At 65.0% G+C, this 24,060-nt stretch carries 29 protein-coding genes; 12 read left to right on the top strand and 17 right to left on the bottom strand.

The window, feature by feature from the left end:
* The first annotated feature begins 1 nt into the window (after position 1).
* Entirely contained in the window at positions 2 to 865 is an 864-nt protein-coding gene (locus EA472_RS12205) for a class 1 fructose-bisphosphatase (protein ID WP_124191794.1), read from the top strand.
* Positions 866 to 898: 33 nt separating this feature from the next.
* On the opposite strand, the gene EA472_RS12200 is transcribed toward EA472_RS12205, so the two are convergent.
* Positions 899 to 1,144 (bottom strand): hypothetical protein, encoded by a 246-nt coding sequence (locus EA472_RS12200; protein WP_124191793.1) that lies wholly within the window; start codon positions 1,142 to 1,144, stop codon positions 899 to 901.
* Between the two features lie 52 nt (positions 1,145 to 1,196).
* Positions 1,197 to 2,426, bottom strand: coding sequence for a hypothetical protein (locus EA472_RS12195; protein ID WP_394341344.1), 1,230 nt, complete (start codon positions 2,424 to 2,426; stop codon positions 1,197 to 1,199).
* A gap of 557 nt (positions 2,427 to 2,983) precedes the next feature.
* Here EA472_RS12195 and EA472_RS12190 point away from each other — a divergent pair.
* Positions 2,984 to 4,765, top strand: coding sequence for an acyl-CoA carboxylase subunit beta (locus EA472_RS12190; RefSeq protein WP_124191792.1), 1,782 nt, complete (start codon positions 2,984 to 2,986; stop codon positions 4,763 to 4,765).
* 26 nt (positions 4,766 to 4,791) lie between these two features.
* Here the strand turns inward: EA472_RS12190 and EA472_RS22535 are convergent, their stop codons facing one another.
* A complete protein-coding gene (locus tag EA472_RS22535) occupies positions 4,792 to 4,935 on the bottom strand; it encodes a hypothetical protein (protein ID WP_165874879.1) in 144 nt (47 codons plus the stop codon).
* A 150-nt stretch (positions 4,936 to 5,085) separates the two neighbouring features.
* On the opposite strand from EA472_RS22535, the gene EA472_RS12185 reads away from it, so the two are divergent.
* Positions 5,086 to 5,436, top strand: a complete 351-nt coding sequence (locus EA472_RS12185; protein WP_124191791.1) for a DUF5658 family protein — start codon at positions 5,086 to 5,088, stop codon at positions 5,434 to 5,436.
* Positions 5,437 to 5,603: 167 nt separating this feature from the next.
* Here the strand turns inward: EA472_RS12185 and EA472_RS12180 are convergent, their stop codons facing one another.
* The 4 genes from EA472_RS12180 to EA472_RS12165 form a co-directional block, all read right to left on the bottom strand.
* Positions 5,604 to 6,218, bottom strand: a complete 615-nt coding sequence (locus EA472_RS12180) for a GNAT family N-acetyltransferase (RefSeq protein WP_124191871.1) — start codon at positions 6,216 to 6,218, stop codon at positions 5,604 to 5,606.
* Positions 6,219 to 6,307: 89 nt separating this feature from the next.
* Entirely contained in the window at positions 6,308 to 6,913 is a 606-nt protein-coding gene (locus EA472_RS12175; RefSeq protein WP_243637837.1) for a PH domain-containing protein, read from the bottom strand.
* Entirely contained in the window at positions 6,906 to 7,559 is a 654-nt protein-coding gene (locus EA472_RS12170; RefSeq protein ID WP_124191790.1) for a PH domain-containing protein, read from the bottom strand. Before EA472_RS12170 ends, EA472_RS12175 begins: the two co-directional genes overlap by 8 nt.
* Positions 7,556 to 8,089, bottom strand: a complete 534-nt coding sequence (locus EA472_RS12165) for a MaoC family dehydratase (protein ID WP_343205506.1) — start codon at positions 8,087 to 8,089, stop codon at positions 7,556 to 7,558. The genes EA472_RS12170 and EA472_RS12165 overlap by 4 nt, the downstream gene beginning before the upstream one ends.
* Before the next feature lie 43 nt (positions 8,090 to 8,132).
* On the opposite strand from EA472_RS12165, the gene EA472_RS12160 reads away from it, so the two are divergent.
* From EA472_RS12160 to EA472_RS12145, 4 genes are all read left to right on the top strand, one after another.
* Positions 8,133 to 8,999: an HpcH/HpaI aldolase/citrate lyase family protein gene (locus tag EA472_RS12160; protein ID WP_124191788.1), complete on the top strand. Its 867-nt coding sequence runs from the start codon at positions 8,133 to 8,135 to the stop codon at positions 8,997 to 8,999.
* A gap of 224 nt (positions 9,000 to 9,223) precedes the next feature.
* Positions 9,224 to 10,480, top strand: coding sequence for a Glu/Leu/Phe/Val family dehydrogenase (locus tag EA472_RS12155; RefSeq protein WP_124191787.1), 1,257 nt, complete (start codon positions 9,224 to 9,226; stop codon positions 10,478 to 10,480).
* A 73-nt stretch (positions 10,481 to 10,553) separates the two neighbouring features.
* The gene (locus EA472_RS12150; RefSeq protein ID WP_124191786.1) at positions 10,554 to 10,997 is read left to right on the top strand and encodes a DUF2062 domain-containing protein; all 444 of its coding nucleotides are present in this window, start codon (positions 10,554 to 10,556) and stop codon (positions 10,995 to 10,997) included.
* 150 nt (positions 10,998 to 11,147) lie between these two features.
* Positions 11,148 to 11,897 carry a DUF6517 family protein gene (locus EA472_RS12145; RefSeq protein ID WP_124191785.1) on the top strand — a complete coding sequence of 250 codons (750 nt, stop codon included), beginning with the start codon at positions 11,148 to 11,150 and terminating at the stop codon, positions 11,895 to 11,897.
* A gap of 159 nt (positions 11,898 to 12,056) precedes the next feature.
* Here EA472_RS12145 and EA472_RS12140 read toward each other — a convergent pair whose 3' ends face one another.
* From EA472_RS12140 to EA472_RS12130, 3 genes are all read right to left on the bottom strand, one after another.
* Positions 12,057 to 12,272 carry a hypothetical protein gene (locus EA472_RS12140; protein ID WP_243637836.1) on the bottom strand — a complete coding sequence of 72 codons (216 nt, stop codon included), beginning with the start codon at positions 12,270 to 12,272 and terminating at the stop codon, positions 12,057 to 12,059.
* 3 nt (positions 12,273 to 12,275) lie between these two features.
* A complete protein-coding gene (locus EA472_RS12135; RefSeq protein ID WP_124191784.1) occupies positions 12,276 to 13,418 on the bottom strand; it encodes an acyl-CoA dehydrogenase family protein in 1,143 nt (380 codons plus the stop codon).
* 87 nt (positions 13,419 to 13,505) lie between these two features.
* Entirely contained in the window at positions 13,506 to 14,654 is a 1,149-nt protein-coding gene (locus tag EA472_RS12130; protein WP_124191783.1) for a DUF7544 domain-containing protein, read from the bottom strand.
* Between the two features lie 137 nt (positions 14,655 to 14,791).
* Between EA472_RS12130 and EA472_RS12125 the strand changes: the two genes are divergently transcribed.
* Both EA472_RS12125 and EA472_RS12120 read left to right on the top strand, forming a co-directional pair.
* A complete protein-coding gene (locus EA472_RS12125) occupies positions 14,792 to 15,601 on the top strand; it encodes an RIO1 family regulatory kinase/ATPase domain-containing protein (protein WP_124191782.1) in 810 nt (269 codons plus the stop codon).
* Positions 15,602 to 15,705: 104 nt separating this feature from the next.
* Positions 15,706 to 17,241 (top strand): aldehyde dehydrogenase family protein, encoded by a 1,536-nt coding sequence (locus EA472_RS12120; RefSeq protein ID WP_124191781.1) that lies wholly within the window; start codon positions 15,706 to 15,708, stop codon positions 17,239 to 17,241.
* 484 nt (positions 17,242 to 17,725) lie between these two features.
* Here EA472_RS12120 and EA472_RS12115 read toward each other — a convergent pair whose 3' ends face one another.
* From EA472_RS12115 to EA472_RS12090, 6 genes are all read right to left on the bottom strand, one after another.
* Entirely contained in the window at positions 17,726 to 18,574 is an 849-nt protein-coding gene (locus tag EA472_RS12115; protein WP_124191780.1) for a carbon-nitrogen family hydrolase, read from the bottom strand.
* 1 nt (position 18,575) lies between these two features.
* A complete protein-coding gene (locus tag EA472_RS12110; protein WP_124191779.1) occupies positions 18,576 to 19,016 on the bottom strand; it encodes an SRPBCC family protein in 441 nt (146 codons plus the stop codon).
* 73 nt (positions 19,017 to 19,089) lie between these two features.
* Positions 19,090 to 19,314: a DUF7123 family protein gene (locus EA472_RS12105; RefSeq protein WP_124191778.1), complete on the bottom strand. Its 225-nt coding sequence runs from the start codon at positions 19,312 to 19,314 to the stop codon at positions 19,090 to 19,092.
* Between the two features lie 135 nt (positions 19,315 to 19,449).
* Positions 19,450 to 19,635, bottom strand: a complete 186-nt coding sequence (locus tag EA472_RS12100; protein WP_124191777.1) for a DUF7525 family protein — start codon at positions 19,633 to 19,635, stop codon at positions 19,450 to 19,452.
* A gap of 78 nt (positions 19,636 to 19,713) precedes the next feature.
* Positions 19,714 to 20,745, bottom strand: a complete 1,032-nt coding sequence (locus EA472_RS12095) for a phosphate signaling complex PhoU family protein (protein ID WP_124191776.1) — start codon at positions 20,743 to 20,745, stop codon at positions 19,714 to 19,716.
* A gap of 103 nt (positions 20,746 to 20,848) precedes the next feature.
* Positions 20,849 to 21,964 carry an ATP-NAD kinase family protein gene (locus EA472_RS12090; RefSeq protein ID WP_124191775.1) on the bottom strand — a complete coding sequence of 372 codons (1,116 nt, stop codon included), beginning with the start codon at positions 21,962 to 21,964 and terminating at the stop codon, positions 20,849 to 20,851.
* 92 nt (positions 21,965 to 22,056) lie between these two features.
* Between EA472_RS12090 and EA472_RS23240 the strand changes: the two genes are divergently transcribed.
* Positions 22,057 to 22,182, top strand: a complete 126-nt coding sequence (locus EA472_RS23240) for a hypothetical protein (RefSeq protein WP_279387175.1) — start codon at positions 22,057 to 22,059, stop codon at positions 22,180 to 22,182.
* Between the two features lie 10 nt (positions 22,183 to 22,192).
* Here the strand turns inward: EA472_RS23240 and EA472_RS12085 are convergent, their stop codons facing one another.
* The gene (locus tag EA472_RS12085) at positions 22,193 to 22,876 is read right to left on the bottom strand and encodes a competence/damage-inducible protein A (RefSeq protein WP_124191774.1); all 684 of its coding nucleotides are present in this window, start codon (positions 22,874 to 22,876) and stop codon (positions 22,193 to 22,195) included.
* A 158-nt stretch (positions 22,877 to 23,034) separates the two neighbouring features.
* Here EA472_RS12085 and EA472_RS12080 point away from each other — a divergent pair, with 158 nt between their 5' ends.
* Positions 23,035 to 23,385, top strand: a complete 351-nt coding sequence (locus tag EA472_RS12080; protein ID WP_124191773.1) for a winged helix-turn-helix domain-containing protein — start codon at positions 23,035 to 23,037, stop codon at positions 23,383 to 23,385.
* Positions 23,386 to 23,570: 185 nt separating this feature from the next.
* On the top strand, positions 23,571 to 24,059 hold the full coding sequence (locus EA472_RS12075) for a 6-pyruvoyl trahydropterin synthase family protein (RefSeq protein ID WP_124191772.1): 489 nt from the start codon (positions 23,571 to 23,573) through the stop codon (positions 24,057 to 24,059).
* Position 24,060: the final 1 nt, after the last annotated feature.

Raw genomic sequence — 24,060 nt, 5'->3', positions numbered from 1 at the left:
GATGTCAGCCACCGATCCCGATCCCGTCGAGAACGTCGTCGCCACGATCGCTCGCTCGGCGACCGAGATCCGCCAGGGACTGGTCGGTCGCAGAGGGAAAGCCGACGAGCAAAACCCGAGCGGCGAGACCCAGATCGAGGCGGACGTGTGGGCCGACCAGTTGCTCGCCGACCGGCTGTCGTCGATCGACGGCGTCGGCGAGTACGCGAGCGAGGAGCGATCCGAGATCATCGACGGCGGGGACGAGACGGTGTACGTCGCCGTCGATCCCCTCGACGGCTCGTCGAACCTGCGGTCGAACAACACGATGGGGACGGTGTTCGGCATCTACGAGGAACCGCTCCCGGCTCCCGGATCGGCGCTGGTCGCTTCGGGCTGGATCCTGTACGGACCGATCACGACGATGACGTGTGCCCGCGACGGGACGGTCACGAAGTACGAACTCACCGGCGGCGAGCGAACCGTCGTCGAACGAAACGTTACCCTACCCGAGGATCCGCTCGTCTACGGCTTCGGTGGCCGGGTTCCACACTGGCACGACGAGTTCCGCGAGTACGTCCGCGAGATCGAGTCGAATCCGGAACACAAACTCCGGTACGGCGGCGCGATGATCGGCGACGTCAACCAGGTGCTGACCTACGGCGGGATCTTCGCCTACCCGGCCCTCGAGGACAGTCCCCGTGGAAAGCTCAGACTGCAGTTCGAGGGGAACCCGATCGCGTACCTCGTCGAGGCGGCCGGCGGTCGCTCCTCCGACGGGAGCCGGTCGATTCTCGAGGTGGAACCGACCGACTTACACGACAGGGTCCCCCTGCACGTCGGTAACACCGAGTTGATCGATCGGCTCGAGGAAACCCTCGACTGAAGAACCACGACGGTCGAATTTCGACGGTCGCGATTATCGTTCGTCGGTCCAGGGTGCGGTGACGGTAACGTAGGCGGCGACGCCGAGCAAGAGCGCCGCGTAAAACGCCCATCGCGGCCAGGCGGTCTGGAGGAAAAGCAACGCGAGAAACAGAACCCACAGGGTTACGACCGCGAGGTCGAGAACGAGGCGGACGCCGGTGTTCGCGATGGAACGACGTCCGTCGGATTCGTCGTCGGATCGGTCGCGGGTCGCGGCGTCGGACGGTGGGTTGGACATCGATTGTGGGTTCGCGTTCGTCGTCGGTGCGGTCGTAGTGGTCGTCGGTCGATCAGAAGTGGTAGCCGTGCTCCTCGGTGATTCTGTACGCCGAGACACCCCAGACGTAGCTCTGGCCCGGCCACCACGTCCGGGCGTTGTTGAAGCCCGCAACGAGCACGTCGCCGTCGTCGCCCTCGGGATCGTGATGATAGCTCACCGAGCCGCTGTCGCCGTCGGTGAGGTCCATCTCGCCGCCCCAGCGGATCTGGCCGCGCCGACAGAAGTCGTCGGTGAAACACGTGACGGCGTCGATTCCCTGGATTCGTCCCGTCGTGTGGCCGGTGAGCGCACCCACTTTCTCCAGGGGCTCGCCGCGGGCGATGAGATCGGCGAGGCCGAACCTGGTGTACTGTCCGCGGACGCGAACCGTCGACGGAACGTCGATCAGGTTCGACGGCGAAACGTCACCCGTCGGCTCGACGGCGACGACGTCCTCGACGGGGTAAGAGTGAACGACGGTACCCAGCGGAATTCGTTCTCCGCTGGAAACGGGAACCGCGAGCACCTCGCCGTTCGGGGTCGAGACGTCTTTGAACGCGTGTTCGGCGGTCGCAAAGAACGACCGTTCGCCGTCGGGGTGGTGCAACGCCGGAGCGAGCGTCGCGAGACTCGAGGGCGTCTCGCACGCGACGCCGCTTGGAACGTGGTCGTCCTCGACCGCATCGAGGTATCTCGGCTCCGCGAACTCGAAGCCGTCCTCGAGGTCGTCGATCTCGACGATCGTCTCGGCGCTTATCGAAATTCCGTCGGTGAAATCCCTGACGATCTCGAGAAACGAATCCTCCTCGCTCGAGACGCCGATGGAGACGGTCGCGGTTTCACTCTCGTAGTCGCCCGGAACGACGGCACTGCCCAGATAGCCCGTAAACGAGAGGCGAGCGAGCCGTTCGTTGAGTTCGAAGGCCTTCTCGACTGCGGCGTACCACCCCGCGGGAACGTACCGCGTTCGTTCCTCGAGCGAGAAGGGATCGTTCGGGTCCTCCCTGACCAGCGCGGTCACGATCGGCACTTCGCCGTCGTCGGCCGCGAGGAAGTCGTCGACGCCGAGGAGGTGCGCCATCCCGACGGCGTACCCCCCGGCGGCGACGGTTCGGACGAACTCCCGGCGGTCCATCTCGGGCTCGAGTCGGCGGCGGATGTTCGAAAGCCGGTGGACGAGCCGATCGACACCACTCGCGGACGTGTCACTGCTCGAGTACGACTGGCTGTGACACGTCCGCCGGGTGAAGCGACTGTTCACGAACACGGGATCGCCGATAGCTAACCGTAGATAACGCGATACGATCGATACCGGTTCTGCCTGCAGGTGCCGTTGCTTAACGTGCCGCCGATCTACCCGGACGATACAATCATATTATACTTCTCATATAACTGTCCGTAGCTGCGACCGGACGATCGCGTCGATCGGCCACTCCGTCCGGACCGCTCGAACGTATCACCCCGATAAAAGGAGTGAACGACTGAACGCGAGCGTTCGTGTATCCCGGTCGTTCACGTTCGGGTGTCTCCGTGCTGGTGACCACGGGGACAGCGACCCACTCTCTATCCCGTCCGCGCTGGCCCCGCGATGCCCCCCTCCTCTCCTCACCCGTCGTGGTGAGCCCGACCGCGGTATCGAGGCTAGCGGGGACAACTCTCCTTGGGATTGCGCGGCGGCGGCTCGAGAGATACCGACTCACCGGTGGACGTCCCGCCCTCGCGCTCGCGGTCTTCAGACGTCACGAAACCCCGTCGCGGCCGAACGAAACCGCTCGCGTTCGCGCTGGCTTTTTTACAGCGCTCCACGCACGAACGGGTATGAACGTCCGTATCGCCGCGGCCGCGACCGAAGACGAAGCGTCCGCGATCGCCGCAGCCCTGGCGGAACATCTCCGCGACGACGTCGAGGTGTACGTCGGCGACGAAACGGAACCGACCGTCGTCCACGAGTTCGAACGGGAAACGACGAAATCGACGGCGGGAAGCGACGGGGTTTCGGCGAAAGAGGACGGTCGAGCGCTCGAGCCGACAGACCGCGAACGACGACTCCGGGCGGAGATCGAGGACATTCTCGAGGGCGGTCCCGAGCGGTACAGAGAGCAACTCCCCGAGGAGGACAAGCTGTTCGTTCGCGATCGACTCGACCTCTGGTTCGGCGGCGAGGACGACGCGTTCCTCTTCGAGGACGGGAAGTTCGCGGCGTTCGACGACTGGCACCCCGACGGGACGGGCGAGGAGACGGACGACCGGTTGCCGGCCGACGGACTCATCACGGGTGCGGCGACGTTCGAGGGGCGCGACGTTCACGTCATGGCCAACGACTACACCGTCAAACGCGGCAGCATGGCCGCCAAGGGCGTCGAGAAGTTCCTCCGGATGCAACAGCGTGCGCTGAAGACCGGCCGGCCGGTGCTCTACCTGATGGACTCCTCCGGCGGTCGCATCGATCAGCAGTCCGGGTTCTTCGCCAACCGCGAGGGGATCGGAAAGTACTACTACAATCACTCGATGCTCTCGGGACGCGTCCCCCAGATCTGCGTCCTCTACGGCCCGTGTATCGCGGGCGCGGCTTACACGCCCGTCTTCGCGGACTTCACGATCATGGTCGAGGGGATGTCCGCGATGGCGATCGCCTCACCCCGGATGGTTCGGATGGTCACCGGCGAGGATATCGATCTGGCCGAACTTGGCGGCCCGCAGGTGCACGCTCGCGAGTCGGGATCGGCGGACCTCGTCGCCGAGAGCGAAGAACACGCCCGCGAACTGGTCGCCAAACTGATCACCTACCTGCCGAACAACGCGGACGAAAACCCGCCGCGATGGGAGCCGAGCCCGCCCGAGCGCTCTCCGGACGGAATCGACGCCGTGATCCCCCAGCATCCGAACAAGGGGTACGACGTTCGCGAGGTGATCGATCGGATGGTCGACGCCGGCTCGTACTTCGAGTTGCGCCCCGACTACGGCGGTGAGATCGTCACCGCCTACGCGCGCATCGACGGCCGGCCGATCGGAATCGTCGCCAACCAGCCCTCCCAGCGCGCGGGGGCGATCTTCCCCGACGCTGCCGAGAAAGCAGCCGAGTTCATCTGGAAGTCCGACGCGTTCAATATTCCGCTGTTGTACCTCTGTGACACGCCGGGATTCATGGCCGGCTCGCAGGTCGAGAAAAACGGCATCCTCGAGAAGGGAAAGAAGATGATCTACGCGACCTCGTCGGCGACGGTCCCCAAGCAGACGGTCGTCGTCCGCAAAGCGTACGGTGCCGGTATCTACGCGATGGGGGGACCGGCCTACGATCCGGAAAGCGTCATCGGACTCCCCTCCGGCGAGATCGCGATCATGGGCCCGGAGGCCGCGATCAACGCCGTCTACGCGCGAAAGCTCTCGGAGATCGACGATCCCGACGAACGAGAGCGCCGCGAGCGAGAACTCCGGGAGGAGTACCGCGAGGACATCGACGTCCACCGGATGGCCAGCGAGGTCGTCATCGACGAGATCGTCCCGCCGAGTACGCTTCGCGAGGAGCTGGCCGCCCGCTTTGCCTTCTACGAGGACGTCGAGAAGTCACTCCCCGACAAGAAACACGGAACGATACTGTAGCCGTCTCGAACCGAGCGGACGGTCACTCAGGGCGGCTTCCACGACGGCGCGTTCGAGCCGTCGACCGGTGGATCCGCCCTCACCAATAACAGCGTTCGCGAGACGGTCGTTCCCGACAGCGACGTTCCGCCGTTGGTCGCCGCTACAACCGTTCGATCGACGCCGGTCATCGGTGCCTACCGACGAAGTTGTCGCTGCCTACCGACCGGCTTGCAGTCGCTACGCTTTGCATAACAATACCGGGAGTGGTGGAACCGCCGCGTACAGCCTCGCGGCGCTCCCGGTGGCCCCACGTCCGGTTCGACTCCGGCGGGGAGTTTATGAGTTCAGACGGTGCGTACTCCCATCACCGACTACCCGTCTCCCTCGAGCCCCACGACCTCGAGCGACTGCTCTGGGTGCTCGTCGCGGTCTCGTTGATCGGAGATATCGTGACGACGTTCGTCGGGCTTCACCTCGGGCTGGCCGAGTCGAACCCGATCGCCCGCAGCGCAATCGAGGGATACGGCCTCGCCGGAATGCTCGCTCTGAAGGCGTTCGCGGTCGCCGTCGGACTCCTCTGTCGACCGTTACTTCCGGCGGCGTACCGTCCGATCGTCCCGGCCGGCCTCGCCGTTCCGTGGGTGCTCGCCGTCTGCATCAACCTCTACATGATCTCGCTGGTCGTCTGAGTGGCGCTCCGTCGCGAAACGTACGTCGGGACGAAAGGCGGCCGCAGCAGACCGAGCTCGACGGTTTCGAATCGACGAATCCCACGGGACGTCCCCCGGTCCCGAGCGACCGACTGCGAGGAACGTTCGCGGGCCAATTTCGTCGTCCTCACGTCAGTGTGAGTCCGTCACTCGAGGAACGTCACCGCGACGTCTGCGCCGCTCTCTCGCCACTCCGTCCGGGAGATGCTGTACCGGTAGCAGTCGGTCGGCTCGCCGTTTACGACGATCCAGTTTCGAACGAGGCCGTCGCGTCGGCCGCCGTGGGCGTCGACGTACGTTCGGATCGCGCGATTCGATCGTTCGTTCTCGACGTCCGCGGAGACCGAGACGAGGTCGAGACCGAGCCGCTCGAACGCGAGTGCGACGAACGCCGCCGCCCGCTCGCTCGAGTAGCCACGGCCCCAGAACCGCCTGCGAAGCCAGATGCCGAGAGACATCGTCCGGCGCTTCCAGTCGGTTTCGAACCCACAGAGGCCGGCGATCTCGCCAGCACCGGCTTCCCCGTCTCGAGGACGAATCACGTACGTTCCGGTCTCGCCTGATTCGTGGTTCGTCCGGGCCTCGGTGACGAACTCGAGGGTTTCCTTCGGCGTCTCGTGCGGGCTCCACGTCAGGTGGGCGGTCACCTCGTCGATACCCGGATCGGACGAACAGATCTCGTAGAGTTCGAGCACGTCGAGCCTATCCGATCGGATCGACTCGAGTCGCAGACGATCCGTTTCGATCGACTGGGGAAACAGGTCGCCCATACGTCTCCGTCGAAGCGCTCGCGAAAGACGATTCCGGTGGTGTGCGACGGCGGAACGCGGCGTTCGTCGGAACCCGCCGCTCACGCCGGTCGTTCGACCGCTCGTCGCCACCGGCGGACCTCGTCGAGGATCGCCTCCCACTCGGCGACCGTTCCCGGAGCTTCGTCCGGGCGGGTGCGAGCCCGTCGGCTCTCGAGTCGCTCGCGGACGGCCGTCGGCTTCTCGACGGTTCTGAACGCGAACGTCGCGCCGCTGGCGGCCTCGATTGCGACGGTCCCGTAGCCGATGGCTCGTCCGATCGGGTGTTGCGTGACGGTCGTGTTCTGGACGCGCTCGAGCCCGACGACGTCGACCGAGACGCCCAGGACGCCCCGTCTGATCGCGATCCGTCGAGACGTGATCACGTACTCCGTTCTGCTCACGCGGAGGAACGCCCACGCCGCCGGGAGGGCAACGATCGGGAGCCAGACCAGCGCGAGCGGGGAGACGATCGAGAGCGCCGCCGCCCCGAGCACGCCCGCGGCGACGATGACCGCGATCGCGAGCCACGGATACGCCGTCTGGATGCGCGGTCCGCCACGCCAGTGGACCGTCTCGCCAGTCCCGTCGTTTCTCGCGTCCAGGGCAAGCCACTCGAGTCGCTCGTCATCGACGCATCCGTCGCGGTCGCGACAGTCCTCAGTCATGGCGGGGAGACGCCCCGTCGTCGATCGGTTCGTCGTTCCCGCTACGAGCGTCGTCGCCGCTGGCCCACTCGAAGTCGTCCCGTCGGTCGTCTCGACCGTCCTCCTCGAGCGACGTCCGGATCGCCCTGAGTTCCGCGAGTATCTCCTCGAGAACGTCTCCTTTCGCTCGCTGTCCGGACTCGTCGCGGTGATCGCGTTCGATCCGGTCGCTGATCAACCGCTGGACGGCCCGGGGGTCGGGAACGGATTTGAACGAGAGCTCGACGCCGGCTCCGCCGGCCGTGCTGACCTCGACCGTCCCGTAGCCGAAGACGTTGCCCAGTGCGGACTGTGAGTAGGAGATGTCCTGGACCTTCTCGTGTTCGATGCGCTTGACGTCGCGCGAGAAGACGCCGGTTTTCCGGTAGAGCGCGCGATCCGTGACGACGTAGTGGGTGTTCGTGACCCGAAGGTACTCCCCGACGATGATGAGAATCCCGATCAGGACGATGGCGAGCGGAACACCGACGACGAACGCCGGCACGAGCGTTCGCCTGTCGGGGCCGTCCGCCCAGACGATCGTCTCGCCGTCGTCCAGGGGAAGCCACTCGAGGTCGTCGTCGATCGAGTCGGCGCGGCCGTCGGGGGCGGAACTCGAGTCGGTCATTCGTCGCCCTCCGCGTGCTCGCGTTTCAGCGAGAGGACGGTACGATCGAACTCGCAGACGAGGTCGTCGCGCTGGTTGAAGACCTCGACGCGCATGGTGACGACGCCGCGCTCGCCGTCGCTCGTCTCGCGTTTGTCCGCTATCGTCGATCGTGCGCGGATCGTGTCGCCACAGAAGACCGGGTTCGGGTGGCTGACGTCGTCGTACGAGAGGTTCGCGACGATCGTGCCGTCGGTCGTCTCGGGAATCGAGAGGCCAACGGCAAGCGACATGGTGTAGAGACCGTTGACCAGCCGCTCGCCGAACTCGGTCTCGGCGGCGAACTCCCGATCGAGGTGCAGCGGTTGCTGGTTCATCGTCATATCACAGAATCGCTGGTTGTCGCTCTCGGAGATCGTTCGGCGGCGATCGTGCTCGATCGTCTCGTCGACGTCGAACTCCTCGTAGTACAGTCCGCTCATGAGATTCGAGTGGGCCAGCGTCGATAAAAACGTGTGGGGCCCGGCGGCTCGAACGTCCGATGGTTCGATCGAAGCCGCGTACTTTCACGGTGGTCGCCCGCTTACGTCGCGTATGGTTCGACGAAGCGTTCTCTTTACACCGGGCGACCGCCCGGAGATGCTCCGAAAAGCGCCGCGGTCCGGTGCCGACGTGATCGTCTTCGACCTCGAGGACGCCGTCTCCCCGGAGCGAAAAGACGACGCTCGAGGGGCGGTCCGGTCCATCCTCGCTGATCCGGCGTTCGATCCGTCGGCGGAGGTCTGCGTTCGGGTGAACGCGACGCCGTCGGAGATCGAAGCGGATCTCGCGGAACTCCTCGACGCGGACGACGAGAACGGTCCGGACAGCCTGATGCTTCCGAAAGTCGACTCGTCGGCGGATGTCGAGCGTCTCGTTGCGAACGTCGACTGCTACGACGCCCAGTATCCGGTCCTCGCGTTGATCGAGACGGCCCGGGGCGTCCTCGCGGCGCCGGAGATCGCGGCAGTGCCGGCGACCGACGCGCTGGTCTTCGGGGCCGAGGATCTCTCGGCCGACGTCGGCGCGACGCGGACTGACGAGGGGACCGAGGTTCTCTACGCGCGCGAACGCGTCGTCGTGGCTGCGGCCGCTCACGGCTGTGACGCCATCGACACGCTCGTCACCGACTTCGAGGACGACCGACTGCTGTGTGAAGACGCGGCGTTCTCGGTCCAACTGGGCTACGACGGGAAGCTGGCGATCCATCCGGGGCAGGTGGGTCCGATCAACGACGCGTTCACTCCGGACGAGTCCCAACGCGAGTGGGCGGAGTCAGTCCTCGAGGCGAAACGCGAGGCCGACGTCGAGGGAGCCGGCGCGTTCGCGGTCGACGGCGAGATGATCGACCGACCCCTGATCGAGCGGGCCGAACGAATTCGCCGCCGTGCTCGAGCGGCCGACGGGACGGAGACGAACTGATTCCCGAACCAGGTGCGGTTCGACCGGAGCCGTTCGCCGATCTCGACCCGCTCGCGGTTGCCATCGAACCAGCCGCCGACGCAGCCTCGGTATCACATCCGTCGTGAGTCGAAAAATAGCGGCTTTTGCGAAATACGACCGTCTTAATATTCCTTAAATTATTGGATAGAGACTATCATGGGCATTCGTCACGCTTATTTTAGTTTCCGCGAAATCCACGCGTAATGTCCGAGAGTGCAAATCCGTTCGAAAGTCTGCAGTCGCAGATCGACGAGGCTGCGTCGTACCTCGAGATCGACGACGACGTAATCGAGCGTCTCAAACACCCCGAGCGGGTGCTCGAGACGAACCTGACCGTCGAACTCGACGACGGCTCGCTCGAGCGATTCAAGGCGTTTCGCTCGCAGTTCAACGGCGACCGCGGCCCGTACAAGGGCGGAATTCGCTACCACCCGCAGGTCTCGCGCGACGAGGTCAAGGCGCTGTCAGGCTGGATGACCTACAAGACCGCGATCGTCGACATTCCGCTCGGCGGCGGCAAGGGCGGCATCGTCGTCGATCCCGACGAGTACTCCGAGAGCGAACTCGAACGGCTCACCCGCGCGTTCGCGAAAGAGCTGCGGCCGATGATCGGCGAGGACCGAGACATCCCCGCACCCGACGTGAACACGGGCCAGCGCGAGATGAACTGGATCAAAGACACGTACGAGACGCTCGAAAACACCACGGAACCCGGCGTCATCACCGGCAAGAATCTCGCCAGCGGCGGCAGCGAGGGCCGCGTCGAGGCGACCGGTCGCTCGACGGTCATCGCGGCACGCGAGGCGTTCGACTACCTCGGCAAGGACCTCGAGGGCGCGACCGTCGCCGTCCAGGGCTACGGGAACGCCGGCTGGATCGCCGCGAAGCTGATCGACGAGATGGGTGCGACCGTCGTCGCCGCGAGCGACTCGAGCGGCGGCATCTACAACCCCGACGGCTTCGACCCCGTGGCGGCCAAGAATCACAAGAACGAAACCGGAAGCGTCGTCGGCTACCCGGAAAGCGAGGAGGAACTCACCAACGATGAGGTGCTGACCCTCGACGTCGATCTGTTGATCCCCGCGGCCCTCGAGAACGCGATCGACGGCGACCTCGCGGAGGACGTCACCGCCGACGTCATCTCCGAGGCCGCGAACGGGCCGCTGACGCCCGAGGCCGATCGCGTACTCGAGAGCGAGGACGTCTTCGTCATCCCCGACATTCTCGCCAACGCGGGCGGCGTCACCGTCTCGTACTTCGAGTGGGTCCAGAACCGCCAGCGGTTCTACTGGACCGAACAGAAAGTCAACGCCGAACTCGAGGAAGTCATCGTCGACGCCTTCGACGCACTCGTCGAGACGATCGAGGAGAACGACCTCGACAACCCGCGCACCGCGGCCTACGTCGTCGCGATGCAGCGGGTAGCCGACGCGTTCGACGAAGCCGGAAGCTTCCCGTAACCGACCCGTTCGGGAATCTCTCGGTTCGTCTCGACATCTTTTTGCCGTCAGGGTTTCTGTACTGTTCAGGAGGATGTTGGGGGAACGGCTCGCCGTGTACCGCGATCGGATTCGACGCGAACTGACGGCAGCATTTCGTGCGGAACACACGCCGCATCAGGTCGCCTCGAGTTTCGCGATCGGGATCTTCGTTACGGCGATGCCGACGGGCGGACTCGGAATCGGACTGTTTTTCGTCCTCGTCTCGGTGTGGTCGTGGATCAGCAAGCCCGCCATCTTCGCCTCCGTCGCGGTGCTCAACCCGGCGGTCAAGCCGGCAGTGTATCTGGCGAGTTTCCAGGTCGGCGCGACGGTGCTCGGGACTGATCCGATCCCGGACGGAGAGACCGTCACCGAATCGGCCTGGACGGTCGTCCAGCAGTTGCTCATCGGGAACGTTCTGATCGCGCTCGCGCTCTCGGGGATCGGCTACGTCGTGGTCTTGTACCTGACCCGGACGAACCGACGCCGCAAGTGACGGCGGATCGGTGTCGTCACCGGAGACGGCCGACGCGACGGTTCGAAAGGGCGGTCTCAACCCTCCGAGCGACTCCGATATCGGCGCGAGCGCAGGGACCGACTTTACCTGTCGAGGCGTGGTCCGTTGGGTCCGATCGATCGCACACGTATGACCGACCACCCGGATTGGAAGACGATCGGACGCAGGGAAACCATCGGCGCGCTCGCGGCGGCGACGCTCGGGTGCGTCGCCGGCTGTCTCGAACGCGCCAGTCTGACCGAGTACGAATCGTCGCCGGCGGGCGTCGACTCGAGCGTCTGGGAGGAGACCGGTTACGAACCAGTGGTGGTCGAGTCCGTCGCGTCCGAGCGCGAAGTCGGCGTCGGTCCCGTCACCGAGGACGTCACCGCGATCAACTACCTGACGGAGTACGGCAAATCGATCGACGCGGGGCCGCTGGGCGAACAACGCACCGCCGCGTTCGTGGTCCTGTCGACGCCGCGAGTCGAGTTCGTCGGCAGGGAGTACAACCCCGTCGGAGGGATGTCGGCGGACGAACTCGTCGCCGAGATCGAACGAGCCGTCGATCCCCTCGACGACGTGCAGTTCGAAACCGAACGCACCGTAACCGTCCTGGATCAGTCGACGGTGCACTCGCGATACGTCGGCGAGATCGACCGCTTCGGGAGAAGCGTCGACGCCGACCTCCACGTCAGCGAGGCGGTCGAAACGGACGACGACTTCGTGGCGACGGTCGGCGTCTACCCGCGGCGGCTCCGGGACGGCGAACTCGAGACCGTCCGGACGCTCGCGGAGGGCGTCGTCCCCGCCGTCGATGCGGACGCGAACGCGGAGTTCGACGCGGACGACGAAAGCGTCCTCGAGGAAGCGGTCGCGGACGACCACCTCGACGACTGATATGGATTGTCGTAGCCACCCGGCGGTTTCGAAGTCGATCCTTCGACATCGCGTCTCGGTTCGTCACCCGAAATCTATGGACAGCTCCGATACTCCCTCCGAGCGACGATACCGTCGTTACCCCTCAGGGACGGGGCGTGGGTCGAACGAAGACGCGGATCATCCGACGAACCAGTACGCGAGCAGGCCGACGCCGACGAGCGCGACGACCAGTCCCGTTCCCTTCGTCGCGCGGACGCGATCGGCGTCGTCGATCGTCTCGTCCTCGAGGGGGGCCATCCCCTGGCGGTGCTGGGATTCGACGATCGCGGGCGCGTACCGGACGCCGGCGACGCCGAGTGCGACGAGCATCAGACCGGCGGTGGGAACGATCACGGGTTACAGGCCGAGCTCCCGGCCGATGACGAGGTGCTGAATTTCGCTCGTTCCTTCGCCGATCTCCATCAGCTTCGCGTCCCGGTAGAATCGTTGGGGTGCGAAGTCGGTGGTGTAGCCGTAGCCACCGAGCACCTGAACGGCGTCCTCCGCCACCTCGCGGGCGGCCTCGCTGGCGTCGAGTTTCGCCAGAGCCGACTCCCGTGTCACCGGCTCGCCGGCGTCGTACGTGCGTGCCGCCCGGTAGGTGAGCAATCGCGCTCGCTCGGTCTTGCGGTGCATGTCGACGATCGTGTCCCGGATCGCGTCGAACTTCGAGATCGGCCGGCCGAACTGTTCGCGCTCGTTGCTGTACGCTCTCGCGTGATCGTACGCGCCCTGTGCCAGCCCCGTCGAGAGCGCTGCGATCGAGATCCGCCCGCCGTCGAGCGTCGTTTTGGTCTGTTCCCAGCCGTCGCCCTCCTCGCCGAGGAGACGGTCTTCGGGGAGGCGAACGTCCTCGAGTCGGATCTCACAGGTCGGCGACGCGTTGAGTCCGAGCTTGTCCCACACCGTCGTCACTTCGAAGCCGTCGTCCTCGCGGGGATCGACGATGAACGTCGAGATGCCGTCGTAGCCGGCGTCGGGATCGGTGACCGCCTTGACGAGGATCGAACCCGCCTCGGAGGCGTTCGTGATGAACTGTTTGGTCCCGTCGAGGATCCACTCGTCGCCGTCCCGTTCGGCGGTCGTGTCCATATCGGAGGCGTCCGAACCGCTTTTGGGTTCGGTCAGCGCCCAGCCGCCCAAGTACTCCCCCTCCGCGAGCGGCCGGAGCCACCGGCGCTTTTGCTCGTCGGTTCCGAACAGCTCGAGCGGCTTGGAGGCCAGCGAGACGTGCGCGACGTACGAGAGGCCGACCGAGCCGGAGACGCGACCGATCTCCTCGGCCACCAGCGAGTACATGAGCGTGTCGCCGCCGAGGCCGCCGTACTCCTCGGCGATCGGAACGCCCATCACGTCGAGTTCGGCGAGCTGATCGAAGACCGCCGCCGGAAACCGGTGTTCGTCTTCGATCTCCTGGGCGATCGGCTCGATCTCCGTCTCGCAGAAGTCCCTGACGGTTTCCTGGATCATTCGGTGTTCGTCAGGTAGCTCGAAGTCCATACGCAATACTTGCCGGCGCGTGGAATAAACGCACCGACGAACCCGTCGGCGATCGAAACCGTTTCGATCGCGGAATCGCGCCAGGCGCTACCAGCCCCTGTCGCGGTCGTCTCGGTCGTCGTCCCAGTCGCTTCCCTCGTCCGGCTCGTCCCAGTAACTCGAGTCGGTGTCGTCGTCCCACCGGTCCTCACCGTCGTCGCGGCGAGCCTCGTCGTCCCACCGGTCGCCGGTCGGCGGTTCGTCGTCGCGGTCGACCGATTCGCCGCCGTCGCTTCGAACTTCGGCGCGCTGTTCGGGGATGAGATCGAGCTCCGCGTCGGTGTCGCCGAGCAACAACAGCGCGTAGTACTGGAAGTACGAGCGGATCGGGGTCTCAATGAGAGCGACGACGAGCAAAATCAGCAGGAACGCCACGATTGCGACCGGGATCGCCAGCCACAGCCCGACGTCGCCGAGCGCGAGCAGGCCGATCCCGATGATGACGAACGGGATCGCAACGATGATCGCCGCAAAGAGGATGAGAATGCCGGCGGCGAAGTTGATCACGAGCTGAAGAATCCACACCAAAAGCAGGTAGACGACGTACTCCGACCAGTTCGCCTTGAACGTCGACAGGAAGCGTCGCCAGCCGTCGAGGACGCCTCGCGACTCGAGGAGCATGATCGGCGCGACGAACTCGGAGGTAAACCGCATCACGACGGCGTACACGAGAAAGACCGCGATCCAGAACAGAGCGAGCAGGAGGAGGCTCCCGACGACCGTTTCCACGTCCGGAGCCGAAAGGAACAGAAAGACGAGCGGAACGACGACGACCGAGAACGCGGCCAGTCCGAGAACGAGGCGAAAGCCGAACAGTCGGAGCCCCCGCCCGAGGTTCTCTTTGGCGTAGCGTCGAATGTGGACCTCGTTCGATCGGAGCGATTCGATGAAGACGAACTCCATGAGCGCCCCGAGTAAGGCAAACAGAAGCCAGAGGACCAACACGACGACGATGATCGCACCGGCGATGAGCAACACGTCCTCCGGTATCGCGTCGAGACCCTCGTCGGCGACGTCGCCGGGAACGTTCTCGGCGAACATGGTGACGTCCCCGGTCGGGGGCGTTCCACCGCTCATCCCCATTCCGCCGACGAAGAAGACGACGACGGCGAGTTTCAGCCACAGCTTCGCTCGAATCGGTAACAGGAGATTCCGCGTTACGTCGATCGCGTCACTGAGGTCGTCAACGGCGTCCATATCCACCCGGTTTCATCGCATAGATGAAAATAATTCTGTTCTGACGTTCGAAGTGGGCCTCAATTCGCGTTCGACGGAGACGTTCACCCTCCGACACTTCGAGACGCATTTAACCCCCAGGGCCGTTTTCTCGACGTATGGACATCCGCCAGCTCGCTCGAGGAACGGTCGAGTGGGATCGCATCGAGCGCGTGATCCGGTCGCTGGCGGACCGGAACGATCGCGAGGAGGTGCGCGTCGAATTTCTCGAAGCCGACAACTGGCTGTCGACGCCCTGTGTCATCGACGACGAGTGGTTCGTCAAGATCGTCTCCAGACAGAACGCGCTGGTCCACGCCCTCCTGACGACCGGCCGAAACGTGGGCGCGGTCTCGGCTGGCACCGGCGGTTTCTTCGATCGTTTCGACACCCCGCGGGAGATGGTCGAACACGAGTACGAAGCGACCCTGCGGATGCGCGAGATCGGGGTGAACGCCCCCCAGCCGATCGAGGCCTTCGAGGTGAACGGGCTGGGTGTGCTCGTCCTCGAGTACCTCCCGGAGTTCGAGACCCTCGAGTCGGTCTCCGACGCCGACGTCGAGCGAGTCGCACCCGAACTGTTCGAGATGCTCGCGACGTTGCACCAGCACGAACTGGCTCACGGCGACCTGCGCGCTGAGAACATCCTGCTATGTAACGGCGACCTCTTTTTCATCGACGCTACGAGCGTCCACGAGGACCGTGTTCCGGAAACGACCGCCTACGACCTCGCCTGCGCGCTCGCCGTTCTCGAACCTCGAATCGGACCACGACAGGCCGTGCAGGCGGCCTCGACGGTGTACGATCCGTCGGAACTGTTGTCGGCGCGTCGGTTTCTCGATTTCGTCAGACTCCGTCCCGATCACGAGTTCGACTCGACGCGGCTCCGGAGCGAACTCGAGAAGGCGGCCGATCTCGGACGGCGCTAGCGCGGTCGCTCGAGCGAGGCTGGTGGTGACGAAATCGTCTCGAGCGGACGGATTCGCATCGACCACCACCGGTACTTTTCACCCACTTCGTGGTACCCTCGGGCATGTCCCAGCAAGCCACGGAGCAGGTACACGGCCACTACGTCGGCGGCGAGTGGATCGACGGTAGCGGCTCGGACGCCTTCGACAGCGAGAATCCGGCGACCGGCGAGGCGCTCGCGTCGTTCCGGCGTGCGACGGTCGACGACGTCGACGCCGCCCTCTCGGCGGCCGCAGACGCGTTCGAGGAGTGGCGTCGCCTCTCCTACATCGACCGCGCCGAGTACCTCTGGGATATCCACCACGAGTTGCGCGACCGCCACGACGAACTCGGCGAGATCGTCACCAGAGAGTGCGGCAAGGAGATCTCCGAGGGGAAAGCCGACGTCACCGAGGCCTGGCACATGGTCGAGTGGGCCGCCGGCAACGCCCGGCATCCACACGGCGACGTGGTCCCCTCCGAAGTCGCCGGCAAGGACGCGTACATGCGCCGCAAACCCCGCGGCGTCGTCGGCTGTATCACTCCCTGGAACTTCCCCGTCGCCATCCCCTTCTGGCACATGGCGATCGCGCTCGTCGAGGGGAACGTCGTCGTCTGGAAGCCCGCCGAACAGACGCCCTGGTGCGGCCAGATCATCGCCGAGATGATGGACGACGCCGGGATTCCCGACGGGGTCTTCAACATGGTCCAGGGCTTCGGCGACGCCGGCGCGGCGATCGTCGACGACGACCGCGTCGACACCGTCCTCTTTACCGGCTCGGCCGAGGTCGGCCACGAGATCGCGGGCAAAGTCGGCGGTGAACCCGGCACGCTCGCCGCCTGCGAGATGGGGGGCAAGAACGCGGTCGTCGTCACCGAGGAGGCAGACCTCGACGTCGCCGTCCACTCGGCCGTCATGTCCAGTTTCAAGACCACCGGCCAGCGCTGTGTCTCCTCCGAACGCCTGATCGTCCACACCGACGTCTACGACGAGTTCAAAACGCGATTCGTCGACCTCGCCGAACGCGTCGCCGTCGGCGATCCCCTCGAGGAGGAGACGTTCATGGGGCCGGCGATCGAGGCCGGTCACGTCGAGAAGATCCGCAAACACAACGAACTCGCCCGAAAAGAGGGGGCGGACGTGCTGGTCGACCGGTTCGAACTCGAGGAACGCGAGGTTCCTGACGGCCACGAAGACGGGTACTGGGTCGGTCCGTTCGTCTACGAGATCGAGTACGATCCCGACCTGCGCTGTCTGAAAGAGGAGTGTTTCGGGCCACACGTCGCGCTCCTCGAGTACGACGGCGACGTCGAACGGGCGGTCGAAATCCACGACGACACGCCGTACGGTCTCGCGGGGGCGATCGTCTCCGAAGACTATCGCCAGCTCAACTACTTCCGCGATCACGCCGACCTCGGGCTGGCCTACGCGAATCTGCCGTGTATCGGTGCCGAGGTCCAGCTTCCGTTCGGCGGGGTCAAAAAGTCGGGCAACGGCTATCCGTCCGCCCGGGAGGCCATCGAAGCCGTCACCGAGCGAACGGCCTGGACGATGAACAACTCAAGCGAGATCGAGATGGCACAGGGGCTGTCTGCCGACATCGTCACTCGAGACGACTGACGGGGATCGGCCGAACGCCGGTGACGGTGTGCGAATTCGAGTGGACGCCAGCGAGTCGCGCGGGCCAGACCGGTCGGTCGTGACGAACTTTCGTGACGGAAAGGATGAACGGAGGCGAGAGGACGGGAGTGGTGGCTCGTTCCCGGGAAACGAGCCGCGACGGCCGGAGCGACGCGCATGCCGGTGTAGACGTGAAAAGCGCCGTGTACCGGCATCGACTAAAAGTATCTGGTTAAATAAAAAGTCAGCGGTCGGCTGTCAGTGATCGAAGTCGTTTCGTACGGAGTGCCGTTCCGACGTGGCGGTGCAACCGCGGACGGTTCGCGGTTGCACGGACAATCGCGGACAGCAGATCTATGAGCGGCAACGACGGACAAACAGACCGTAGCAGCGGCGATGACGGACAACCGACCGTAGCAGCGACCGCGACGATCGGTGGTCGGTCGTCCGCGTCACGCCCCCGATCCGAAACGCCGTTTCTCGATCAGAGGCGTCGATCCCGTAGCGCCGGAAACTCCGTCCGGACGGTCTCGACCGCGTCGGGGTCGACCTCCGCCGTGACCAGTTCGGGATCGTCTCCGCTCGAGGCGCGGACGACGCCCCACGGATCGTAGACGGTCGACCGGCCGAGCAACGTCGCGTCGTCGAACGTTCCGGAGCCGTTGATCGTCGCGACGTAGCACTGGTTCTCGATCGCTCGCGCCCGTGAGAGCGTCTCCCAGTGTTCGACTCGGGGGTACGGCCACGCGCTCGGGACGAGCACGAGTTCGACGCCCGCGTCGACGAGCCGCCGGTACAGTTCCGGAAACCGGAGGTCGTAACAGGTCGTCACGCCGACCGTCACGCCGCCGATATCGGCGGTTTCGAGGCGTTCACCGGCGACGAGTAGCTCCGACTCCGCGGATTCGTAGCCGAACAGGTGGTGTTTCCGGTAGACGAGTACGCGCTCGCCGCTCGAATCGAACAGCACTGCTGTGTTCGAAAGCCCCTCGTCGGCGGGCTTCGGAGCGGTGGACGTCGCCGTGAGGTCCTCGACGACGCTTCCCGAGAGGACGGCGACCCCGTGTTCGACGGCCGCCTCGCCGAGTCGGGACAGCGTCGGCCCCTCGAGCGGTTCCGCGTGGCGTTCGTACAGGTCGAACTCGAAGTAACCGACGGTGAACAGTTCGGGAAGCGCAACGAGGTCGACGCCCCGCGACGCGGCCGTCTCGACCGCGGCGACCGCCCGATCGACGTTCTCCGCGACTGCACCGGGTTCGACTCGAATCTGGGCGAGTCCGACCGAGAGCGGTTCGTCCCCGGAACGGCCGTTCGAGTCGAACGGGTCGACCATCTCAGTTCTCACCCGTCCGCCGCAGATAGCGTTCGAGTTCGCGCCGGAGATTCTCGAGTTCGTCGTCGAGATTTCGCTTGAAAAACGTCTCGACGCCGGGGAGTTTCCCGTCGACGACGAACCGGTTCTCGAGACGCGAGCCGCGATCGGTTTCGATAATCTCGTGTTCGCCCGTGACGGTCATCACTTTCGAGGTGCCGACGAACTCGACGTACTCCGGGGGTCTGTGAGCGACGTCTTCCGTCTCGACGGCGATCGTCCGTCGAACCAGCGGAATCGGAAGTTCGACGTACCACGTCGTCTTTTGGCCGTTCCGCTCCGTGGTCTCGAATCGCTCCACCACGCTGATCGATCGGGCGCGGTTTTCGGGATCGGCGATGAACTCCCAGACGCGTTCGGGCGGCGCCTGAAACTCGAACGACCGGTCGACCCGTACAGTCATGCCTCTACCTGGGCGATTGTCGGGTAAAAAGACCGTGGACCGCAGTCGAGCGGGTCACTAGCGCCGCGTGGATTCAGCTGAGGGTGACTTTCCACGTCGTCGAACGGGCCCGCCCCCACTTTTCGATGTCGACCTCGTCCGACTTTTCGGCGAGGTGTGGGAGGCGAACGCCAACCTGTTTCGACGAGAGTCCGATCGCGTCCGCGATGTTCTTCGCCCGGAAGTACCGTTCGCCGCGGGCGGCGTTCTCGCGGAGATACGAGAGGATCCGTTGCTCTTCGTCGGAGTAGTCGGTCATCGTCCGTACCCCCATATAGGACGTAGACGGTCTTAACTCTTGTACTGCGGCGAAAGCCGACCGCACGGAAACCGTCGGCTCGAGGAGTGTGGATCGACCGGATCGTTCGCGAGAGGATGAGGTCGAGGCGGTCGATCAGTCCCAGTAGAGGTGAATTCCGACGACAGCGAGCGAGCTAAAGAGAATTGCAGCGGCAAAGCCCCACGCCGCCGTGATGTCGGGCGCGCCCGTCACCATCAGGAGCGCGCCGATGGTCGCGAGCGCACCGAGTGCGAGTGCCAGTCCGACGCCTTTGTCCGTCGATTCCGATTGCGTGGCCATGCGCGTCGATTCGAACGGGGGTCTCTTAATTGCACTTGTTTGGACCGGCGGCGACGGTTCAGCCGATGGGAGTCCGAGTCACATTATCGTCGTGTGTTCGGACTCCTCGTTGAGCGCGAGGTTGGCCGCGATTTCGGCGTTACGCATCGCGTACTGTGCTGTCTGCTGGAGGCTGACGAGTACCTCCCGGACCCGGAGCAGTTCCTCGTTCGACATCTCCGGCAGCTCGGCGAGAATCTCCTTTTCCCTGTCTGCGATCTCGTGAAAGAGTCTCCGAACCTCGTTCGACTTGTCGTAATCTCGTTCGACGGCCGCTTCGACCGCGAGCGACGTGATTTCGTCGACCAGGTCGTTGAGTTCGCGGACGTCTCGCATCACCGAGTTGTCCACGTCCAGCGTGTGACCCTCCGTTTCCATCACAATTTCGGCGATGTCCTCGCCGTTGTCCGCGGTCAGCTCCAGGTTCTTCGCGATCGATCGGTAGCCGATCAGCGGAAAGCCGCTGTTCAAGCCGACCGCGCGAGCGAGGTTCGGGTTCTGGTAGGCGGTGAAGATCAACCGAAGCAGCAGAACGAAGATCTTGTTGGCCTGACGTTCCCGATTGAGCGCACGCTGTGCGAGGTCGGGGTTGCCGTGGGCCAGCGCTTTGATCCCCTCGCCACGCATCGTCTGACCGGTTCGCTCGAGTCGCTCGAGCAGGTTGTCGAGCGTAAAGTCTTCCGGATCGACCGAACAGCGGATCGCAATGCTCTCGGGCGTCTCCTCGATGACGCCGAGTCCCATCAGCTGCGTTTCGGCCTGGTAGACCGCGTTGATGTGGGCGGACTCGAGTGCGCCTTCCTCGCGTTCGATTCTGATAACGCGACGGCCAAGCACGTACTGGGCGACGATCGCGCGTTCGACGGCGCTCGCGTCGAGGTCGTCGGTGTGGATGATGGCCTCGGTCTCCTCCGAACTCGCCGACTCCGGCATCACCGTCAGCGTTCCCTTGCCGCTGGTTCGAAGCGACACCTCGTCGCCCTTCTCGACGTCGTGTTCGGACGCCCACTCCGCGGGGAGAGTCATCGCCAGGGTCGACGGCCCGAGCCGCTGGACTTTCCGCGTTTCCATGGAAGTCCGTAGACGGCTGACGACCTTAATATTGTCTATACTCACATTACGACGCTCGAAAATCGTAATATGCTTGACCTCGGCCGAACCGGCCACTCGGACCTTAAACAACCTTGACCAGCCGCGTCGTGAACCGGCCCGTTCTGACCCGGACCCAGCCGCGCAGTTGCTCGTCGACTTCGTCGTCGTCCGTATCGACCCGCAGCGCGTCGATGCCGTCGAGCTTTTTCCCGGAGGCGACGATCTCGATCTCGTCCGCTCGCCGAATAACCGCCGGCGAAAGCTGGTGGTTTCCGCGGCCGAAGACGAACCCCTGACCGCCGATCGGGGAGACGACGATCGTGATGGGTTCGACGGCGGCGTCGAGGATTTCACGCTCCGAGGCGTCTCGAGCCAGCAGTTCGCCGTCTCGCCAGACGTCGACGCCGAGCGGCGAGGGATCGATTCCGAGCTCCGTCTCGATCGCGCCGACGGTCCCGCCCGGGCCGAAGACGTAGGTGCGGTCTGCGTCGATCTCGCGGGCGAACCCGGACGCCAGCGCGTCGACGCTGCCGCCGGAGACCTGCTTGCTCGACTGGACGTCCGGCGCGACGGGGACCGATACGACGGCCTCGAGTTGCGTCCGGACCTCCCCCTCGCGGTAGGCCGTCTCGTCGATGTCGGTCACCTCGCGGGATTCGACGCGATCGAACGTGGCGGCGATCCGGCCGGCGTCGGCTGGCGTGACGGCGAAAACCGACGAGTAGATCTTGACTCCCGCCGGGACGCCGAGCATCGGCGTCTCGCCGCGGCCGTTGGACGACTCCGAGAGAACGGATGCGACGTCGACCGCCGTCCCGTCGCCGCCGACGAACAACACCAGATCGACGCCGCGCTCGAGAAACGCGCGAACCGCCGCCTTCGTGTCGGCCGCGGACGTTCCGGGCGCCGCGGGATCGACCGCGTCCGGATCGTCCTCGAGCACCGACGGGACGGAGACCACTTCCGGTTCGTACCCCGCTTCGCGGGCCGCGAACTCGCCCATCACCGACGGAGCCGCATAGAGAGTGAGGTCGGGATCGCGACGGCGAAGGGACCGAAGCGCCTCGCGCGCACGGTCGGGCGATCGCGGTTTCCCGCCGCGTCGACGCGCCTCCTCGAGTTTGTCGTCGGTTCCTTTCAGCCCGACGCGACCGCCCATTCCGGCGATGGGGTTGACGACGAAGCCGACTGCGTCCATGGTCGACGTACGAACGGTCGGTGCAAAAGGCGTCTGGTGTCGCGTCGGTACGTTTCTATAAAACTAAGAGGGACCGGTACTCACCGGCGACCATGAACGAACTCACGGACGGCGTTCTCGCGGCCGAACCGGCGCTTCCGATGGACGTCGTCGGCTGGGGAACGCTGGTGCTCGCCCTGATCGTGACCATCGTCTGGCTCGTCTACCTCTATCGGTGATCGACCAACGTTAGACGATTTCCGCGTTCTCCCGGAGCCACTCGGCCGCTCGCGACGCGGTCGCCTCGTCGGTGCTCTCGACGACGAGACGGACCGACTCCCCCGGGTAGCTCCCGACGGAGACGTCGAACTCCTCGCGCAGGTGCTCGATTCGATCGAGCAGCGCGCTCTCGGGTTCGTCGATCGAGACGACCTCCCGGTAGGTGAGCGTCCCCGAGAACTCGGCTTCGACCGTCTCGAACATCGTCTTCATCTCGTCCGGGACGCCGGGGAGGACGTACACGCCGTCGATCACCGCACCGGGTGCGACGCCGGCTTCGTTGTGGAGGGCGCGCGCGCCGCGTGGAAGCGCCGCGGTCCCCTCCGTCAGGTCCGACCGCGAGTAGCCCGCCTCCTCGAGCCAGACGAGAGCCTCCTCGTGCGTCTCGAGGGATCGCCCGAAGGCGGCCGCGATCCCCTCCATCGTGACGTCGTCGTGGGTGGGCCCGAGCCCTCCGGTCACGATCACGGCGTCGTACTCGGCGCGGTACTCGTTGACCACGCGGGCGATGTCGCTCACCCGGTCCGGCACCGTGGTTACGCGCTCGACGCTCACACCCCGTTCGTCGAGTCGCGCACAGAGCCACGTTGCGTTCGTATCCGTCGTCCGGCCGGCGAGCAGTTCGTCGCCGACCGTTACGACCGCGACGTTCATGCCACTCGTTCGGTCCGGGGCGTCAAATGCATCTCGTTCGGAGCCGCCGCCTCGTCGCGGTCCAACCGGCCGCGACAAAACTATCCGCCGGTTGTCAGTGGTCGTGAGACTCTCACCAACCGCAAGATTCACTTTTGATAATTGGAAATAGTGCATCGATGTCTCGTCCGGAACGAATCGAATCGAAGTCGACCGGCGTTCTCTCCGCACTCGGGAGCAAGTACAGCGCAGAAATACTCTGTGCCGCAGGAACGCCGAAGTCGGCACAGGCACTGAGCGAGGATATCGAGATTCCGATCGCGACCTGTTATCGCCGAATCGAGGAACTCGTCGACGCTGGATTGCTGACGTGCGAAGGACGACAGCTCTCCGAGGAAGGTCGTCGAACGAACATCTACCGTCGGACGGTCGACGAACTCGAGGTCGACTTCTCGGACGAACGACCGCAGTTTTCCCAGAAACGGCGCACCGAGGCGAAAAATCGCCTGCAGGACCAGCTCGAGGACTGAAATCGGGCGGCTCCGTTTCGCGGAAAGGTCACCCTCGGCGGTCGCGTGATGCGCCGGTGTTCCCGTCGCTCACGGTTCCCGGTGCGCGTCACCTCGCGTTCCCGGTGACGGTCTCTCGGCTCACCCGTCCGCGCCTCGGCTCCGTCGACCTGTGAATTTAAGTATTCTCTCGATAATACTGTGGTATGTCCCTGGAGGTACCCGAAGATGGCTCGAGTCGAACGTCGGAGCAGACGGCCGACGACTCCGACGTGATCGGTGCCAGTCGCGTCCTGTGCGTCGGTCGCGATCGACCGATACGAATCAGCGCCGGACACCGGATTCTCCACCACGACGGGAAGTGCTCGCGGCCCCACGGGCACAACTACGAGATCTCCGTCACGGTCGCCGGAACCGTGACCGACGAGGGATGGGTCGTCGACAAAGGAGATATTACCGACGTAATCCAGCAGTGGGATCACATGTTCCTCCTCGAGGAGGGCGATCCGCTGTGTGGGGCCTTCCGTGAGACGGGAGACGAGGACGCGCTCGTCGTCCTCGATCAGCCGCCGACTGCGGAGGTGATGAGCCTCGTCCTCGAGTCGAAACTCGAGTCGGCGCTCCCCGACAACGTCAGCGACGTCGCCGTCCGGGTCAGCGAGACGAGCGAACTCTGCGGGGGGCGCGGGCGCTGAG

The organism is Natrarchaeobius oligotrophus (genome assembly GCF_003841465.1).
GTDB classification, from domain to species: Archaea; Halobacteriota; Halobacteria; order Halobacteriales; family Natrialbaceae; genus Natrarchaeobius; species Natrarchaeobius oligotrophus.
Note: the sequence above shows the minus strand (reverse complement) of the source record. Positions and strands in the feature narration are given on the sequence as shown.